The organism is Rathayibacter sp. AY2B5 (genome assembly GCF_002931645.1).
In the GTDB taxonomy this organism is placed as follows: domain Bacteria; phylum Actinomycetota; class Actinomycetes; order Actinomycetales; family Microbacteriaceae; genus Rathayibacter.
In genome coordinates this window covers 63984-82213 of the sequence record NZ_PSUE01000009.1, presented here as the reverse complement: position 1 = coordinate 82213, position 18230 = coordinate 63984, and the positions used below count along the sequence as shown (strand labels likewise).

Sequence of the window (18230 nt, the reverse complement as noted above, 5' to 3'; positions counted from 1 at the left end):
CGACCGCGAGTGTCCGATGGTCGTCGCGCTCGCGCTCGAGTGCGACGACTTCTGGACACTCGGTGCGAGGGCGGGCGCCGAGGGTCGCGGGAGGCGGGCGCGGCACTCGCGCAGAAGCCCTCCGGGTGCAGGATGAGCGCATGCCCGCCTCCCCCGCGCACCCCCTCCGCGTGCGGATGCAGCCGCGCGCGATCGACGAGGCGCACCGCGTCTCGAGTCCGCTCGAGCTGCTCGTCGACCTGACCTTCGTCGTCGCGATCGCGCAGATCGCCCAGCAGCTCGCCCACGCCACCGAGGAGGGGCACCTCGCCGAGGGGCTCCTCCCCTTCGGCATGGTGTTCTTCGCGATCTGGTGGGCGTGGATGAACTTCACCTGGTTCGCCTCCGGGTACGACACCGACGACGTGCCCTACCGGCTGCTGACCCTCGCCCAGATGGGCGGCGTCCTGGTGCTCGCGGCGGGAGTGCCGGCCGGCTTCGAGGACGGCGACTACCGGGCGATCACCATCGGCTACGCGATCATGCGGTTCGCGCTGGTGAGCCAGTGGATCCGCGTCGCCGTGTCCACTCCGGAGCACCGCACCTCCGCCGTGCGCAACGCCGTCGGCTTCTCGATCGTGCAGGTCGGCTGGCTGATGCGGCTGCTCCTGCCCGAGGAGGTCGGGGTGGTGAGCTTCCTGCTCCTGGTCGCCTGCGAGCTGGCGGTGCCCCTCTGGGCGCAGCGGGCGGGCGACGCGAACTGGCATCCGCACCACGTCGCCGAGCGGTACGGGCTGTTCACGATCATCCTGCTCGGCGAGGGCGTCCTCGCGGCGGTGATGGGCGTGCAGCGGGCGGTGACGGAGGCGGGCGTCAGCGCCTCGCTCGTGCTGGTCGCGGCCTGCGGGCTGGTGATCGTGTTCGCGCTGTGGTGGCTGTCGTTCTCGCATCCCTCCGGCGAGCTGCTGGAGCGGCGGCGCGGCCTCTCCTACCGCTGGGGCTACGCGCACTTCGCGGCGTTCGCGGCCCTCGCGGCGCTGGGATCCGGGCTGGAGGCGGCCGTCGCCGCGACCGCGGGCCACCTCGAGGCGTCCGACACGGTGATCGGCGCGGCCGTCGCGGTCCCGGTCGCGGTCTTCGTCCTGACCCTGTGGGCGGTGCACGCGCCGCTCGGCGAGCACCAGCCGATGCCCGCGCGGCTGGCGCTCCCCGGTGTCGCGCTGGCGCTCGCGACTCCGCTCGTGGCGGGGGCGCTCGGCGTGGGCGGGGTGCTGGTCGCGCTGGCCGCGGTCTCGGCGGGGCTGGTCGCCGCGGTGGTCGGGCGCGGGCGCACCGCGGAGTGACAGGGTCGGCGGGCGAGGCGTGTCGCCGTCGCGAGAGGCGCGTCCGGCGCCTCGAGACACCGCCCTCATCGGCGAGACGCCGGCCTGGCGGCGGTGTCCCGGCGGGAGCGGAACGCCTCGGCGAGCGCGCCGCGGCAGCGGCTACCCCCGGCGCGCTAGCGACTCCGGGCGGCGGGGCACCCAGCAGCGGACGCGCGAGCGGTAGCGCTCGAAGTCGGCGCCGAAGCGGGCGGCGAGGTCCGCCTCCTCCAGCGGGCGCAGGGCCTGGTTCCAGACGACGGCGCCGAGGAGTGCGTACAGCACGACCAGCCACGACGAGAGCAGCAGCCCGACCGCCGCTCCCTGCACGATGCCGGCGACCGCCATCGGATTGCGGACCCAGCGGTAGGGGCCGGCGATCACCAGCCGGTTGGTCATCGCGATCGGAAGCGGCGTGCCGTCGCCGAGGAGCGACATCGTGAGCCCCGACCAGATCCCGAGCGCGCTCGCCGCGACCAGCAGCAGGACGCCGACGCCGACGACCGCGGGCGGTGCCGCTCCGAGGCTCACGCCCCAGCGCTCCTCCAGCGCGGCGATCACCAGCGGGACGACGACCAGCGCGCCTCCCCAGAACACCGCGATCTGCCCGAGGGTCGCGGCGAGGTGCGATCCGGGTCGGCGGCCCGCGGTCGCGACCCGGAAGGAGAGGGGACCGGAGGCGATCCAGCGCGTCGGCACCCGGCCGAGCAGGAGCAGGCACGCCGCGACGACGGAGCCGCCCGCCGCGGCGAGCATCGCGACGACGCCCCAGCCCGCCTCCCCCGTCAGGGTGGCCCAGACGGCCAGGGCGACCGCGACGAGGAACGTCCAGGCCGTCGCGGTGACGGCCGCCCAGCGGATGCCCGTGGCGGCCAGAGCGGAGGCGCCGACGAACAGCGGGAGGTCGAGAGCCGCGACAGGGACGGGATCGAGGCTGCCGAGCGTCGCGATCCGCACGGCGGGGACGAGCGCCACGGCGACCCACCAGGCCGCTCCGCCGAGCGCCTGCACGGCGAAGTAGAGGCGTCCCCAGGGCATGGCTGCACGGTACTTCATAGCTGAACCCAAGGAACGACCCAGGGCGTTGACGGGCTCAGCGCCCTAGGCTCGGAACCAGTTCCCGCCGCCTCCACGAGAAGCGGCCCACCACGACGCCAAGGACGACGCCGATGAACCGCACGACCGTGATCACCGCACTCGCCTGCGGGCTCCTCCTCACCGCCGCCGCAGCCACTCCCGCTGTCGCCGCGACCTCGGACACCGCCGGGGACTCCACCCGCTCCGTCGACGAGTTCGGCGTTCTCGCCGCGACCGACGGCGACACGCTGCTGATCAACGGGCGCGCCTTCCTCCTCGAGTAGGTCCTCCCCGCCGGGCACGGCCGCGAGGACGCCACTCGCGGCGCCGGCCTCCTGATCCGCCGTTGCGTCGACGTCGACGTCACTTCGGCCGTCGTCCCGTCGGCCGTCATCGAGACCGCCGACGCCGACCGTGTCGACATGCTGTCCGTGCTCCCGCCGGCGGTCGCCGAGACCGCCGCCCCCCGCCCGCCGAAGTCCGCGCCCCGATGGCCGGCGGGCGAAGCCGCGCAGCGGGCGACCCGGATCGTCATCCACCCCCACTAGGGTGACGCTACTCATGCCCGGTCCTCCGGCCGTGGACCGGATCCGACACGGATCCCGCGAGGGGTGCCGCCCGGCAGTCGTCTCGCCCGTTCGCGGACCGCCCTCCCCGGGAAGGCTCCGCCTCCCCGCGGCTGGAGTCAGCATGGAGTCCCCCTTCCCGCTCGCGCACCGGCGATCCGGCACCACCGTCGGACTGCTGTCGACCTTCCCGCCCACGCGGTGCGGGCTCGCGACCTTCACCGAGGCCCTCGGCGGAGCACTGGCCGACGACCACGGCGTCGGCATCCGCACCGTCCGCGTGATGGACGAGCTCGCCGTGCCCGGATCGACGCCCGGCACGAGCGTCGTGGCCGAGCTCGTCGCGGGCGACCCGGCGAGCACCGCCCGCGCGGCCGCCGAGCTCGACTCCTGCGATGTTGCGATCATCCAGCACGAGTACGGCATCTACGGCGGACCCGACGGCGACGAGGTGATCGCCCTGATGGTGCGGCTGGCCGTGCCCGTGATCGTGGTCCTGCACACGGTGCTGGAGACGCCGACCCCCTCGCAGCGCCTCGTGCTGGAGCGGGTCGCCTCCCTCGCCGACGCGGTCGTGGTGATGACGGCCGTCGCGGCCGAGATCCTCGAGCGCCGCTACGACGTGGACGCCTCGCGCGTCGTCGTCATCGCGCACGGCGTCCCCGTCTGGAACGCGGCCGCCCGCCCCGCCGCCGCCGCGGATCCGCAGATCATCACCTGGGGCCTGATCGGCCCGGGCAAGGGCATCGAGTGGGGGATCCGCGCGATGGCCGACCTGCGGGACGCCGGCGTCTCCGCCCACTACACCGTCTACGGGCAGACGCACCCCAAGGTCGTCGCGCACGCCGGCGAGGCCTACCGGGAGTCGCTGGCCGACCTGATCGCCGAGCTGCGGCTCGAGGACCGGGTCGTGCTCGACGGCCGCTACCTCGATCCCTCCCAGCTCGCCGCGGCGGTCGCCGAGGCCGACGCCGTCCTGCTGCCCTACGACTCCCGCAACCAGGTCACCTCCGGAGTGCTCGTCGAGGCGCTGGCCGCCGGACGACGGGTCGTCGCGACGGAGTTCCCCCACGCTCTCGAGCGGCTCGGGAACGGCCGCGGCCGCACGGTCGCGCACGAGGACCCCAGCGCGATGGCCGCGGCGCTGCGCGAGGTGCTCGCCGACTCCGCCCCCGCAGCCGCTCCGGCCGCCCTCTCCTGGCCCGCGGCCGCCGGCCTCTACCTCGATCTCGTCGAGCGCCTCCGCATCGAGCACGCGGCGTGACCGCGGGGCCCGCCCTCGCGACGGCACTCCCCTACGAGCACCTCGACGCCCTCACCGACGAGCGCGGGCTGCACGAGCACACGCTGCTCGACGCGCCCCGTCCCGAGCACGGCTACTGCGTCGACGACGTCTCGCGCGCCTTGATCGTGGTGGCGCAGGAGCCGGAGCAGACGTTCCGGACCCGACGCCTCACGGAGCAGTACCTCCGCTTCCTCGAGGCCGCCGCCGAGCCGGACGGCACCGTGCACAACCGGCTGTCGCCCGACGGGGAGTGGGCCGACGCCTCCTCGCTCGGCGACTGGTGGGGCCGCAGCGTCTGGGCCGCAGGGGTCGTCGCCGCGCACGCCGAGCTGCCGCTGACCCGCCGCCGCGCGATGCGGCTCTTCCTCCACCTCGCGGAGGAGCGCTCGCCGGATCTGCGCGCCATGACGTTCGCGGTGCTCGGCGCGGTCGAGGTCGTCGCCGTCCGCCCGCACTCGCTGGTCGCGGTCCAGCTGCTGCACGACGCCGCGCCGATGCTCCTCTCCTGCACGGACCAGGCCTGGCCCTGGCCGGAGGCGCGCCTGCGCTACGCCAACGGCTGCGTCCCCGAGGCGCTCCTGGCGGCCGGCGAGGCCATGCCGCTGCTCGCGCGCGGTTTCGCCGCCCTCGCCTTCCTGCTGGGCCTCGAATCGCGCGACGGCCGCCTCTCGGTGACGGGCGTGGCCGGCCGCGGGCCGGACGAGCTCGGAGTGCTCTTCGACCAGCAGCCGATCGAGGTCGCCGCCATCGCCGCCGCGTGCGCCCGCGCCCTGACGCTCGACGAGGATCCGCTCTGGCGCGAGGGCCTCGCCTCCTGCTGGGCCTGGTTCCACGGGGTCAACGACTCCGCGACCGTGATGGTCGATCCGCTCTCCGGCGCCGGGTACGACGGGCTGGAGCCGCAGGGGCGCGACGAGAACCGGGGCGCGGAGTCGACGATCGCCGCCCTGCACACCTCGCTCGTCGTGCGGCGGGCCGGCCTGCAGCCGACGCGGCCGAGCGTCCCGGCGGCCCCTGCGGCCGTCGCCGCCCGATGACCGCAGGACCCGGGGACCCGGCGGCCGGGCTGCGGATCGCGATGCTCGCGCCGATCGCGTGGCGCACGCCGCCGCGCCACTACGAGCCGTGGGAGCAGGTCGCGAGCCTCCTGACCGAGGGGCTGGTCCGCCGCGGAGTCGACGTGACGCTCTTCGCGACCGGCGACTCCGTGACGACGGCCGCGCTCGAGTCGGTCGCTCCGACGGGCTACGCCGAGTCGGGCCGCGACGGCCGAGTCTGGGAGGCGCTGCACATCGCGGCGGTCCTCGACCGTGCCGGCGAGTTCGACCTGGTGCACAACCACCTCGACTGGCTGCCGCTCGCCCTCGCGGCGCAGTGGCCCGTCCCGCTCGTGACGACGGTGCACGGCTTCTCGGGGCCCGAGATCCTGCCCGCCTACCGCGAGGCGCTGCGGCATCCGCGCACCGCGCACCTGGTGTCGATCTCGGACAGCGACCGCTCCCCCGAGCTCGACTACGCGGCGACGGTGCACCACGGGATCGACGTGGACGGCTTCCCCGCCGGATCCGGAGGAGAGGACCTCGTGATCCTCGGCTGGATCCACCCCGACAAGGGCACGGCGGAGGCGGTCCGGATCGCCGCCGCGGCCGGGCGGCGACTCGTGATCTGCGGCATCGTCCAGGACGAGCGCTACTGGCGCGAGGAGGTCGAGCCGCTCGTCGACGGGACTCGCGTCGACTACCGCGGCTCGGTCGGGCCGGAGGAGCGCGCCCTCGTGCTCGGCGGGGCGCTCGCGCTCCTGCATCCGATCGGCTTCGACGAGCCGTTCGGCCTCTCCTTCGTCGAGGCGATGGCGTGCGGGACGCCGGTGATCGCGTACCGCCGCGGATCCATGGCCGAGATCATCGACGAGGGCGTCACCGGGTTCGCGGTGTCGTCACGCGAGGAGGCGGTCGCCGCGGTCGAGCGGGTCGGGCTCCTCGACCGCGCGGCCGTGCGAGAGACGGCGCGCCGCCGCTTCGCGGTGGACCGGATGGTCGACGAGTACCTCGCGGTGTACGCGGGGGTGCTGGGGCGCTGACGTCGGCGTCACGTCGGCATCGGATGCTCGCGTGACTCCCGGCCCTCTGCACCGAGTCGCCCGAGAAGGCTCGTTCTCGACGCGGAGAACGAGCCCTCCCGGGCGACTCAGCGATCCTGATAGGAAGAGGCCGTGCCTCGACCTCATCTCTTCGTCACCCGCGGAAGCCTCCTCCACTTCGCCTGCGACGCGTGGCTCCTGCCGACGGACCGCTTCCTCTCGTTCACGGACTTCTGGCGCGAGGTGCCGCAGCTGGAGGATCGCACACGCGCCGCGCTGACTCCGGAGTTCTCGGACGGCCGACAGATGGCACTGCCGCTCGCGCCGCGCGACGGCGAGCCCACTCCCGTCCTCACCGCCGTCCCCGATCGCGCCGTGCGCGACGCCGAGGACAGCGAAGGACTCGCCGACATCGCCCGCCGCCTCCGGGCCTTCGTCGAGGTCGCCGCGCAGACGGCGACGAGGGATCGGCGCACGAGGCGGCCGCTGCCACTCCTGGCCGTGCCGCTCTTCGCGACGGCGGGCGGCGGATCAGGGACCCTCCGCGACGCCGTGCTCGCCCAGCAGCTCCGCGTGCTGCGGGAGGCCGCCGAGGCGTTCGAGGTCGACATCGCGATCGTCACCCTCCGCGCCGACGTCCACGCCTTCGCCCAGTCCAGGCGGCGACTCGATCCCGCGACGTCCTGGCCCGAGCTGGAGGCTCCGGCCCTCGAGGAGGCGCAGAGCCTCGCCGAGCGCGCCCGGCGCCGCCGGCTCGTGCCCTTCCTCGGCGCCGGGACCAGCGTCAGCGCCGGCGGCCCCTCCTGGGACGGACTGCTCGAGGAGCTCGGTCGCGAGATCGGACTCGACTCCGAGACGTCCGCGGTCCTCAGCGGGAAGAACGTGCTCGACCAGGCGTCCTACCTCGCGACGCTGTTCGACGAGGAGCAGCCCGGACGGTTCGCCGAGGCCGTCGCCCGTGAGATCGGATCCCTCGAGCGGTACGGTCTCGCGCCGGCGCTCCTCACCGCGATCGACTCCGAGCAGGCCATCACCCTCAACTACGACCGCCTCTTCGAGACGGCGTCCGAGGATGCGGGCGTCCCCCGCGCCGTTATCCCCGGCGACCACGAGGGCGACCACGAGCGCTGGCTGCTCAAGCTCCACGGCACCGTCGACGACCCGTCCTCGATCGTCCTCACCCGCGACGACTACCTCGGCTTCGACTCCTCCCGCCGCGCCCTCTCCTCGATCGTGAAGGCCACCCTCGCGACCCGGCACCTGCTCTTCGTCGGCTTCGGCCTCACCGACGACCACTTCCACGAGATCGTCCACGACGTCCGCCGCGCGTTCCCCTCCTCCGCCTCGGGAACGCTCGCGACCGCCCTCACCCTCTTCGCGGATCCGCTCGACGAGCGCCTCTGGCAGGGGAGGCTGCGGCTCGTGCCGATGCTGCCGGTGCCCCGCGATCCGTCCCGCGTCGGCGAGGCCGCCCGCGTCCTCGAGATCTTCCTCGACGCCCTGGCCGCCTTCGCGACGGACGCCCACTCGTACCTCCTCGCGCGAGGGCACGAGAGCGCGATGACCGAGGCGGAGCTGCGGCTGCGGGAGCGGTTGACCGGGCTGCTCCGGGAGGCGACGGCGGAGGAACGGGCGACCGGGGCGTGGCAGGAGGTCGCGGGGATGAGTGAGCGGCTGGGTGGAGACATCCGATGACGTCACGGACTCGGGAGGCCCGGGACCGCTCCGAAGTGGACGATCTCGACGTGAGGCAGTTCGTCCGCATCCTCCGCGGGTGCGAGGCGCACCTTCCCATCTCGGACCAGTACGAGAAGGACCGCCCTCAGCGGCGTGGTGCGTGGTGGTCGAGCCAGCAGGAGCACATGGTCCGGTGGTTCGGGAACCAGGACAGCACGGGCTCGGGCGCGTTCACTCGGGCGACTCCGAACACCAGCGCTCGGGTGACCTACAACCGGCTCCTGTGTCCTGCGGCCTTCGCGTGGATGGCGGAAGCACTCGGCGAGGATCCTGCCGTCGTGCAGGCGGCGGCGGATGCAGCGCGAGCCGAGCCCGAGGCGAGAAGGCGCCCGGGGCTTCTCCGCCGGCATCTTCCGTGGGATCGCCTTCTGGAGCTCGCTCTCGCCCGTCAGCGGTCGCAGAGATCTCGCGCGTCGATCACTCGGCGCGCCGTGCCCTAGGTTCGAGACATGGTGTCGAAGAGAATCGCGCGGGAACAGCAGATCGCCGTCTTCGGAGAGAGCGGCAGCGGCAAGACCGTGCTCATCTCCTCCTTCTACGGTCTGGCTATGGAAGGGCTCCTCTCGGGCGCCGACCGCTTCGATCTCCTGGCGAACGATGCAGCCGACGGGCGGAGGCTGCACCAGAACTACCTCGGCATGAAGAACTCCGCTGTCCTGCCGCCGGCGACGAGATTCAGCAAGACCTCCTATTCCTTCGCCATCCGGCCCAAGCGAGGCGCCCACCCTCCGAAGGCGGGGACCGCTGAGGAGTTGCGCCTCGTATGGCACGACTACCCGGGCGAGTGGTTCGAGCAGGAGCCGGACGGACCGACGGAAGCGAAGCGGAGGATCGACACCTTCCGCGCGCTGATCGGGTCGGATGTCGCGATGATCCTCGTCGACGCGCAGAAGCTGCTCGACAATGCCGGGGAGGAGGAGCGCTACCTGAAGGCCCTGCTGACCGGGTTCTCTCAGACCCTCCTCCAGCAGCGCGACGACGTCCTCGAGGACGGCAAGCCGTTCGCGGTGTTCCCCCGCGTCTGGACGATCGCCCTCTCGAAGGCCGACCTGCTTCCGGACATGGACGTCGTCCACTTCCGGGACCTCGTCGTCGAGAAGACGGGGGCAGAGATCAACAAGCTGCAGGGTGTCCTGCGCGAATTCGTCGAGGCGCCGGAAGCGCTCTCGGTCGGCGACGACTTCGTCCTTCTGTCGTCCGCTCGCTTCGAGCCCGAGAAGATCGAGATCTCGAAGCGGATCGGTGTGGATCTGATTCTGCCGATCGCAGCGATGCTTCCGTTCTCGCGGTACATCCGCTGGGCTGCAGCGATGAAGGGGGGAGGGGCGGTCGCCGAGCGGCTTCTGGCGTTCGCCGTTCCCATCGCGGCTCTCGTCGGGAAGCTGAAGCTGCCCGCACCGCTCGCGCGCCTCGGCGGTCCGATCGCTGCCGTCGCAGGATTCGTCGGACCTGGGCTCGGGGCAGCCGCAGCCGAATTCGCCGGCAAGAAGGTGCGCGGACTGCACGACGACGCGCGCGCTCGACACGACTTCCTGGCCGAGACTCTCACCGCGTTCGAGCTCGACCTCGACCGAGGCGTCGACGAGAAGGTCCTCCTGCGGAGCCGGGAGTGACCGGCGGCGACTCTGATTCGTTCATCTGGGCGACCAGGGGCAGGACCTGGGGATTCCGCTTCCTGCGGAAGGGCGGCCACGCCGACCCGCTCGACGCCTATGAAGCCGCGTTCGACGGGCTCGGGGACACTCCGGACGCCTTCCAGAGGAGCACCCGCACGGTCGCTCTGCGCTTCCCGGACCCGGAGGGCCGCTGCGACTCCGCCGGCCGCGTCATCCCTCACGAGTTCGTGCTGTCCGGCCCGCTGGTGACGTCTGCGACTTCTGCGGCAGTCGCGAAAGAGCTCGTCTGGCCGCTCGTCGCGGAGGAGTTCGATCGTGTCTGGGATCAGCCCTCTCGCTGACCGCTGTTCGCGCCTGCCGCACGCGGTCGCAGACGCGCACTGCTCGCCCCGCCGCTCGGCCTCACGCCCGCACGAACCGCCTCGCCGGCTTTCCCACCGCGCCCGATGCCAGCTCGCCCGTCTCGTGGAGGAACGGCAGCATCGCCCGGCGGAAGCTGTCCCGCATCAGCGGCTCGCCGGCGACCTGCTCGTGCAGGTCGTGCAGCTGTCGCATGGTGAACGGCTCGGCGACGAGGCGGTACGGGTCGGGGCGGTTCCGGTACTCCTCCCTGATGGTGAGCAGCGCGCGCGCGACGATCTCGTCGTGGTCGAAGGCGAGGGGCCCCTTCCCGGCGACGGGCACGGCGAGGCCCGACGCCTGCGTCGCCTCCCAGGGCGCGACCGCGAGGTACGCCACCGACATCACCCAGCCGCGGTCGTCCCTCTCCGGAGCATCGAAGACGTGCAGCTGGCGCAGTCCGACGCCCTCGATGCCCGTCTTCGTCCGGAGCCCGCGTCGGACGGCGTCGTCGAGGCGCTCTCGCTCGTGGACGAAGGTGCCGGGGAGGCGACGGCCGTACCCGTCCTCGATGAGGACGATCGACAGCGGGCCGCCGGGAGGCACTGTGAGCACCGCGGCGTCCACAGCGACGGACGGTCGCGGATGGTCGGTCAGCTCTGCGGTTGCCATCTGGTAATTGAAGCAGAAGTGCGCTAACTTCGGTGGCATGGAATTAGCGCAGATCCGCGCTAACCGGAACGGGGGCTCTCATGACCACACACAGGACGAAGCTGACGTCGATGCAGACGGACCGGGCGGTCGGCGCGATCGTCGCCTCCGCGGCCGCCGACGCGCTGGGCGCACCGTACGAGTTCCGCCCGCCGCTCGCCGACGGCGTCCCCGTCCGGCTGCACGCGGGCGGCGGCTGGGATCTCGGCGAGTGGACCGACGACACGAGCATGGCGATCCCGATCCTCGAGGAGCTCGCGCCCGGCGCCTCCCTCGACGATCCCGAGACGCTGCACCGCATCGGCAGGCAGTGGCGGACCTGGGCCGGGACCGCGAAGGACGTCGGGATCCAGATCCGCCGCGTGCTGTCCACGGCCCCCGGGGCGAGCGAGTCCGAGCTGCGCGCCACGGCGGAGCAGGTGCACCGGTCCACTGGACGCTCGGCCGGGAACGGCTCGCTCATGCGCACCGGCCCGGTCGCGCTCGGCCTGCTGCACGCGGACGACGCGACCCTCGCGGCCGCCGCCCGTCGGCTGAGCGACCTGACGCACTTCGAGGACGACGCCGGAGACGCGTGCGTGCTGTGGTCGCTCGCGATCCGCCACGCGATCCTCGAGGGCGCCTTCGACGTCCGCAGTGGCATCACCGCGCTGCCCGAGGAGCGGCGGACGCTGTGGTCGGAGCGCTTCGACGTCGCCGAGCGGACCGCGCACCCGAAGGACATCCCCGGGAGCAACGGCTGGGTCGTCGCGGCGATCCAGGCCGCCTGGTGCGCCCTCACGCACAGCACGACCCTCCAGGAGGCGATCGAGCTGGCCGTCCGCAGCGGCAACGACACGGACACGGTCGCGGCGATCACCGGGTCGCTCGCCGGCGCCCGCTGGGGGCGCTCCGCTGTTCCCGCCGCGTGGCTCCGGCACCTGCACGGCTGGCCCGGGCTGACCGTTGACGACCTGGTGCGCAGCGCCGTGCTCGCCACCCGCCGAGGCGTCGCGGGCGAGAACGGCTGGCCGGCCGCCGCGCGCTGGCCGGTGAGCGGCCTGCCCGCCACGCTCGTCGTCCACCCGCACGACGACGGCGTGCTCCTCGGCGACCTGACCGCCCTGGACACCCTCGCCAAGGACGGCACCGGCCCGCGCGTCGACGCCGTCGTCTCCCTGTGCCGGGTGGGCCGCGAGCAGGTGCCGGCCTTCATCGGCGCGCGGACCGCGGTCTGGCTGGTCGACCAGGACGGCAGCAACGCCGATCCGGCCGGCGTGCTCGCCGATGCGGCCGACTCCATCGCCGCCTACCGGGCCGAGGGCCTGACCGTGCTCGTGCACTGCTTCGAGGGGCGGAGCCGGACGCCCTCCGTCGGCGCCGCGTACAGCGTCCGGCACCTCGGTATCCCCGCCGACCAGGCGCTCCAGGAGGTCAGCGCGGTGCTGCCGCGGGCGCGGCCGGCGCGGTTCCTGGTGGATGCGGTGCACGCGGTGCGGCCTGCGGAGGTGGAGATCGATGGCTGAGTTCAGGCCCGGCGATCTCGGCTTCGTAAGGGCCCATCTACTCGGAGGTCCCCTCGACGGCACCAGCTACGGCGATAATCCTGTCTTCCCCGACGGCCTGCCCGGAACGTCGATTTCCGTCCCGCTGCCCGATACGGACGGGCTCATGGCGACGTACCAGCGGAAGCCCGAGCAGGCGGCGGACGGCGATTGGGTCTACACCTTCGTCGGACTGGAGAACGGCCTCAGCGCTCCGCCGATGGCTGCACCGACAGAAGCCTATGACGAGGATGAGGACATGCCCGTACCGGACCCCGCCGAACGTTTCACCCACGAGCAGGGCTGGTGGATCGCCAGCGAGCTGTGCCGCCGGCACTCCCGGCTCTCGGCTTTCGCAGCCATCTTCCTCGACGGTCACTATCACGGGCCGCAGGTCGTCGATCGGCTCCGCCCTTCCTCTCCCGGCGTCTTCTTCAATCAGAAGGGTCGCATCCACTTCCTCGGACTCCGACCCGAAGTGGAGCCGATCACGTGGCAGGAAGTCCTCGCGGCGGAGAACCCGCACGAGATCGTCCAGCGGATCGAAGTGACGCTCGGCCTCGGTTCATCCTCCGCCGACGCCACGACGGCACGATCGATCGGCTACCGAGTGGTCTCCGGCCTCCTGACTCGCGGCCTCAACGACCGTCGGCCCTGGGACGTCGTCTTCAGCATCGAGGACCACCTGACCCACATCTCCCCCGCCCCCGCGCTGCAGTCGTTCCCGAACCTCCCGATACCGTCCGGCCTCCGTGCTGAGGAGCTGGGCGACCGGCTCCGCCGCATCCTGGTCATGACGCGGGGCGGGGATCCGGTGCTCGCCGTTGATGAGGACGGCCGAGCGCACCTCCGGACCGGCGAGCACGTTGATCTCCTCACGGTCTACAAGCGGAGGAGGCGGCTCGACGATGTGCTCGACGAGGTGATGGAGCGGCTGGAGCCCTGAGAGCGGGTGCCCTGCCGCGTCGTCGAACAGGGCGACCGTTCCTTCAGAGGGAGAAGTAGTAATCCCTCAGCAGCGCCGCCATCTGCTTGCGCCGCTCGATGAGGAAGGACGGGTAGTCGGCGGCCGTCGCGTCGAGGAGGCTCTCGGGCACCGCGGAGGAGCGGAGGTTGGCGAGCAGCTCGGCCTCGGTCGTGATGTCGCCGAGGTCGGGCGTTCCCGCTTCGATCTGCGCCCGCACGCGCGCTCCGTACTCGGCCGGCGCGAGCCTGCCGATGCGGATGTTGACCGGCGTCTCCGCGAGGACGTAGTTCGCGATCTGGTTGCGGTCAGCGGCATCGTTGATCCCGCTCGCCTGGAGGTACGCCTTCGGGAAGAGATGGTGGATGTCGCCCATGCCCGAATCGCCGAGCATGTCCGACGCGCCCACGTGGTTCGAGAGGAACCCGCGGGCTCCGCGCTTCACCATCGCGGCCAGGTAGACGACGAAGTAGGGACTCCGGCTGCTCGACGTGACCAGGTCGAGCGGAAGGCCTTCCGTCCAGTACGCCTCGGACAGCGCACTGCGCTCGATCGACTCGAGGTAGGCCCGCGCTCCCATCTCACGGAGGCGCCGGAGGTCGAGCTCCCACGTGGTCTCGAAGCTGCCGGAGTGACGGCCGAGGAGCATCGACATGACGAACCAGCGCCGCACGATCCTCTGGATCTCGGGCATGGGCAGCTCGCCCTCGTCCGACAGGCGCAGGAACAGGGCGTAGGCGAAGTTGACGGCGTTGCGCGAGGTGATCAGCGACGGCGAGATGAAGCCGGCGGAGGTCAGCGTCATCAGGAACTGCGTGAACCTGTAGCGGTTGGTGATCCGGTAGAGAGCCCGCTCGAGGCGCTCGAAGGACTCCTGCGCGATCGCGTCGTCGAACTTCTTGGTCTCGAAGTCGCGGCCGGACAGGTAGCTCACCATCGCGACCATGCGCCCGCGATCGAACTCGATCAGACCGGCGACCCGCAGGACGTCCTGGTAGGTCGGGTCGTAGAGGTCGCTCGCGTCGTCCTTGAGCCAGCTGATCTTCGCGAAGTAGTCGGTCTCGGCGAAGGTCGGGTCGTTCTCCTGGATGATCGCGTGGAAGTGCGGTGCGACGGCCATGTGCGAGAAGTAGTCGATGAACTTCCGCAGCTGCGCGCCGTACTCGCCGTAGGAGGCGATCTTGCTCATCGCGAAGTCGGCGGGTGTGAGCCGCGCGCCGCTCGAGTTGATGCGCACGAAGATCTCGGTGACGGTCTCGATGTCGAGGTTCTCCGCGAGGTCGATGATGCCCACCTGCCGGGTGCGCACGTTCATCAGCTTCGAGAAGTTCGTCTCGACGACCGAGCGGTCGGCCTCGGGGTTCTTCTCGAGGTACTCGCGGACGAGGCCGAAGAGGTTCTCGGGCTTCATCACGGCGGCGATGTCCGGCAGCCACTCCGGGTTGTTCCGGAGGACCGGGGTGTAGGTCTCGAAGCTCTCCGTCAGCGGGTTGAACGCGATCTGCATCCGCGTCTTCTTGTAATCCTTCGTGACGATGGATCCGCCGGCGAGCGCCGTCGTCAGCGCCGTCACCCGCTGCTGGCCGTCGATCAGGATCTGCTTGGACCCCGACAGCGAACCGTCCTTGAGGCGCACCGCCGTGTTCTGCCAGGTGATGAGGTACCCGACGGGATAGCCCTGGTAGAGCGAGTCGATCAGATCGCGCACCTTCGTGCTCGTCCACACGAACGGCCTCTGGATCTCGGGGATCGCGATCTTGCCGGTCTCCACCCAGTTGAGCACATTGCCCACCGAGTGCTGGGCGACGGTGTATTTGTCCATGGGTGGGAAGCCTTTCAAAGGGGAATGGACGGAGGGTGGCAGCGACCACCGACATGTCGAGGAGGTCAGGGAATACGCAACAGAGGCGAAGGCGTGCCGCTCCACGCCTGAACAGACTGATCGCAGGCGCTCTCCTTAGCGACACGATCAGCTTCAGCTTCAGAAAACATCTTCACCGTTCGTCGTCAGAGGACCGGACCGTCGGCTCGAGACCTTTTTCCCGCAGATGGGCAAGCGCCCGCTCGACGATCTCAATCTTCCGCTTCAGATCTTTGAGAGATCCCGCGGACGCGTCGGAGAACTCGTCGAGACGCTCGTGTTGACGGCGAATCTCGATCTCGGTGCGAGTAAGAATCGCCCACACCTCCGGATCGGGCTCGAGGTGCCGCTTCTGGCGAAGGAGCGAGACCGCGAGGCGTTGCACGATGATTGCCTCGACAACGTCGGCGGTGGTGCCGGGACTGGCCAGCCCGAACGCGATTCCTCCGCCGCCTGCAGTGACCAACGAGCCTGCAGTCAGCAATCCCCCGATCATGCCACCCGGACCGAAGCTAGCCAGAGCACTGGTTATGACGGCCGCTCCTGCCAGACCGGGACCTGCTGCAAGGGCGAGCCCCCCCGCCGCCACGACCATTGCGGCTGCGCCCGCACCGATGGCGCCCCACTTGATCCAGCTGAGTCCCCGAGGTCCGGTCAGGGCGGCTTGCGCTTCCTTCGTCGCCGCGAACACATCCGTACCGAAACGACTGGTGAGCCCCAACTCGGCGGTCAGGTCCGCCATGGCGGCCTGCCACTTCTCACGGGGGATACTGATCTCGAAGGGCTTGATGACATTCTCTGAGGCAAGAACGGTCATGAGAGCGGCCGCCTGTTCCTTGTCGAGGTGACCTATCGGACGCGGTTCCGGCGCTACGGCCTTTGTGTCCGTGAGATCGAACCTCAGCCGTGCGATCTCAAGAGGAAGCGGACGGTTTTCCCGAACGTTTCGCGCACGAATCTCCTCCAGCGAGAACGCTTGCACATAACGGAGTGCGCCGGCGAAGCGCTCCGCCACATCACCTTCAAGGTTCGCCCCCACCAGGTGGGCGTAGCGCAGGGCGAGCAGGCCCGCCATCTCGACTCCGTCGAGGGGGATGTCGAGCCCCCTGTCGATCATGTCGATTTCCCTCGAACGAGAGCCGAAGAGCCCGAATCCGATCACCTCCGCCACAACCGCAGTCGAGAGGTAGTCCACTGCGGAGTGCGCACGCTTGTCTATAGGCGCTTGTCTGGTCTGCACTCGGAAGTCGAGCAGGTAGTCGAAGACCGATGAGAGCCCTCGATGAGCAGCAACTGGGTCCGGAGCATTCCACACGTTGACCCACCAGCCGAGATTCGCCGGAGGCTCTCTCACCGCCTCGCGAAGCTTGTCGACATCAAACCCTCCGTTTCCGAGTGGGCTGCCGATGGTAAGCAGACCGATGACTCTCACGGCGACCGGAAGCCGTCGGATCAAGTCCGCAGCGATGACCGAACCGAGGCTGTGGCCGACGATTAAGAGGTCGCCCGTGTCAGGCAGAGAGCGCAGAATCAGATTCAGCACCTCAGCGCGGATGTGCGGCTCATTAAGGTAGTTGTGCGCCTGTTTGAACGGAGGCAGACGGGTCACCGCGCCAACAGCAACGTCGCCGCCCACCCAACCGATTCCGGGGTCTTGGCGACCCAACCGGATTTCCATCGCTGCTGTCCGCTCCTCGAACTCGCGGCGGTTCTTCCTCGCCGCCTCTCGAGTGGGTGGCTTGACCGTGATCGCAGGGATCGGTTCCCGCGCATTCGCCCCCCGCAATGCATGCGGGTACTTGGGGGCGACAACGTTTACCGCGTCAAGATCGGGGTAGCCAAGTTTGAGGAGAGCCGTGTTCAATGCTACTTCCCAGGCGTCGTCTTGATCTCCGGTGCCGATGCCGTGCAGGAAGAGCAGAGTGGGACCGGTGGACATGAGCAGCTCCATTTCTCGCCATAGGTCCCCGAGCGAGGACGGAACTGGCCTTCGCCGAGACTACAGACGGCACACGTAGCGCATCGACATGGCCTGGACGACCAGCTGTTAGACAAGCGGACTGGAGGCGCCTCGGCGCCGACGGGGAGAGAGTTTTGTCTCGATCCCGCCGCTCACACCCCGCCCCGCACCCCACTCCCCAAGCAGCTCCCGCTCCCGCTCCTCCCCCAGCCCGGCGCCGCGTCCCGGCACGTGCGCGGCCGCCGCGTCCCGCAGCGTCTCGGTGAGGTCGCGGCGCTCGAAGCCCGCGGCCTCCGCCCGTGCCGTCGAGCGGGCGTTCATGCCGCGCCAGTCGGGGTCCGCGATCCACAGCGGGAGCGAGCCGGGGCCCGCCCACTGGCCGACGCCGCGCTCGAGCAGCCACTCCTCCGGCACGGCGACCGGCTCGGCGGACGACCCGCCGCGCGCCAGGGCCAGGTGCTCGCCGAACGGCACGGGGGTCCCGCAGACGTTCATCACGCCCTCCACCCGCGCCTCGGCGGACGCCACCAGCCAGGCGGCGAGGTCCCGCACGTCGACCACGGACGTGGGCAGCTCGGGCGCATCCGGCACCAGTACGGGGCCGGGCCGCGCGCTGAAGCGCCAGGGCCAGTAGGAGCAGCGGCTCGTCGGGTCGCCGGGGCCGCCGATCAGGCCGGCGCGCGCGATCAGGGACGGCGCGGATCCGGCCAGCACGGCCTGCTCGCAGGCGGCCTTCGCGGCGCCGTACGAGGCGGGGTCGTCGGAGGGAGGGAGCAGCTCGGCGTCCTCGTCCGCACCGACGACCGCGTTCTCGGCGTAGACGCTCGTGGTCGAGACGAGGACGTAGGCGCTGCAGCGCAGGTCGCGGACGGATCGGCGGACGTGCTGCGGGGTCGAGGAGACGTCGATCACCGCGTCCCACGATGCCGCAGCCACGGCGTCGAGAGCGTCGTCGCGGTCGCGGTCGGCCCGGACGAGGGACGCCCCCGCGGGCACGGCCGTCCCCCGCGCGAGGCAGGTCACGTCGTGGCCGCGCCGCAGCGCCTCCGCCGCGAGGTGCCCGCCGAGCCAGCCCGTGCCTCCGAGGATCAGCGTTCTCATCCCCGCATGCTCGCACGGGCCGCCTCGCGCGAGGCCCGCTGAGGTGCCCGAGACGGTTCCGAGAACGCTG

The 18230-nt window shown here is 71.2% G+C and carries 15 protein-coding genes; 10 read left to right on the top strand and 5 right to left on the bottom strand.

Going from position 1 to position 18230, the window contains the following annotated elements; translation table 11 throughout:
- Nucleotides 1-140: 140 nt before the first annotated feature.
- The gene (locus C5C30_RS08205) at nt 141-1322 is read left to right on the top strand and encodes a low temperature requirement protein A (protein ID WP_219827785.1); all 1182 of its coding nucleotides are present in this window, start codon (nt 141-143) and stop codon (nt 1320-1322) included.
- A 141-nt stretch (nt 1323-1463) separates the two neighbouring features.
- On the opposite strand, the gene C5C30_RS08200 is transcribed toward C5C30_RS08205, so the two are convergent.
- Entirely contained in the window at nt 1464-2378 is a 915-nt protein-coding gene (locus C5C30_RS08200; RefSeq protein ID WP_104333510.1) for an isoprenylcysteine carboxylmethyltransferase family protein, read from the bottom strand.
- A 131-nt stretch (nt 2379-2509) separates the two neighbouring features.
- Here C5C30_RS08200 and C5C30_RS08195 point away from each other — a divergent pair, with 131 nt between their 5' ends.
- From C5C30_RS08195 to C5C30_RS08160, 7 genes are all read left to right on the top strand, one after another.
- Nucleotides 2510-2701 (top strand): hypothetical protein, encoded by a 192-nt coding sequence (locus C5C30_RS08195; RefSeq protein ID WP_104223384.1) that lies wholly within the window; start codon nt 2510-2512, stop codon nt 2699-2701.
- A 406-nt stretch (nt 2702-3107) separates the two neighbouring features.
- Nucleotides 3108-4247, top strand: coding sequence for a glycosyltransferase (locus C5C30_RS08190; RefSeq protein WP_104333509.1), 1140 nt, complete (start codon nt 3108-3110; stop codon nt 4245-4247).
- Nucleotides 4244-5305, top strand: coding sequence for a glycosyltransferase (locus tag C5C30_RS08185; RefSeq protein WP_181131508.1), 1062 nt, complete (start codon nt 4244-4246; stop codon nt 5303-5305). Before C5C30_RS08190 ends, C5C30_RS08185 begins: the two co-directional genes overlap by 4 nt.
- Nucleotides 5302-6348 carry a glycosyltransferase family 4 protein gene (locus C5C30_RS08180; protein WP_258065846.1) on the top strand — a complete coding sequence of 349 codons (1047 nt, stop codon included), beginning with the start codon at nt 5302-5304 and terminating at the stop codon, nt 6346-6348. The genes C5C30_RS08185 and C5C30_RS08180 overlap by 4 nt, the downstream gene beginning before the upstream one ends.
- Before the next feature lie 132 nt (nt 6349-6480).
- Complete coding sequence (locus tag C5C30_RS08175) at nt 6481-8043, top strand: SIR2 family protein (RefSeq protein WP_104333508.1); 1563 nt, start codon at nt 6481-6483, stop codon at nt 8041-8043.
- 491 nt (nt 8044-8534) lie between these two features.
- The gene (locus C5C30_RS08165; protein WP_104333506.1) at nt 8535-9698 is read left to right on the top strand and encodes an ATP/GTP-binding protein; all 1164 of its coding nucleotides are present in this window, start codon (nt 8535-8537) and stop codon (nt 9696-9698) included.
- On the top strand, nt 9695-10042 hold the full coding sequence (locus tag C5C30_RS08160; protein WP_104333505.1) for a hypothetical protein: 348 nt from the start codon (nt 9695-9697) through the stop codon (nt 10040-10042). The genes C5C30_RS08165 and C5C30_RS08160 overlap by 4 nt, the downstream gene beginning before the upstream one ends.
- A 61-nt stretch (nt 10043-10103) precedes the next feature.
- Here C5C30_RS08160 and C5C30_RS08155 read toward each other — a convergent pair whose 3' ends face one another.
- Nucleotides 10104-10712, bottom strand: a complete 609-nt coding sequence (locus C5C30_RS08155) for an NUDIX hydrolase (protein ID WP_104333504.1) — start codon at nt 10710-10712, stop codon at nt 10104-10106.
- Between the two features lie 80 nt (nt 10713-10792).
- On the opposite strand from C5C30_RS08155, the gene C5C30_RS08150 reads away from it, so the two are divergent.
- Together C5C30_RS08150 and C5C30_RS08145 are read left to right on the top strand one after the other, a co-directional pair.
- Nucleotides 10793-12256: an ADP-ribosylglycohydrolase family protein gene (locus C5C30_RS08150; RefSeq protein WP_104333503.1), complete on the top strand. Its 1464-nt coding sequence runs from the start codon at nt 10793-10795 to the stop codon at nt 12254-12256.
- Entirely contained in the window at nt 12249-13220 is a 972-nt protein-coding gene (locus C5C30_RS08145; protein WP_104333502.1) for a hypothetical protein, read from the top strand. Before C5C30_RS08150 ends, C5C30_RS08145 begins: the two co-directional genes overlap by 8 nt.
- Before the next feature lie 43 nt (nt 13221-13263).
- On the opposite strand, the gene C5C30_RS08140 is transcribed toward C5C30_RS08145, so the two are convergent.
- The 3 genes from C5C30_RS08140 to C5C30_RS08130 form a co-directional block, all read right to left on the bottom strand.
- The gene (locus C5C30_RS08140) at nt 13264-15060 is read right to left on the bottom strand and encodes a DUF262 domain-containing protein (RefSeq protein ID WP_104333501.1); all 1797 of its coding nucleotides are present in this window, start codon (nt 15058-15060) and stop codon (nt 13264-13266) included.
- A gap of 172 nt (nt 15061-15232) precedes the next feature.
- A complete protein-coding gene (locus C5C30_RS08135; protein ID WP_104223419.1) occupies nt 15233-17038 on the bottom strand; it encodes a hypothetical protein in 1806 nt (601 codons plus the stop codon).
- A gap of 108 nt (nt 17039-17146) precedes the next feature.
- Nucleotides 17147-18160, bottom strand: a complete 1014-nt coding sequence (locus C5C30_RS08130) for an NAD-dependent epimerase/dehydratase family protein (protein WP_104333500.1) — start codon at nt 18158-18160, stop codon at nt 17147-17149.
- Between the last annotated feature and the right edge of the window lie 70 nt (nt 18161-18230).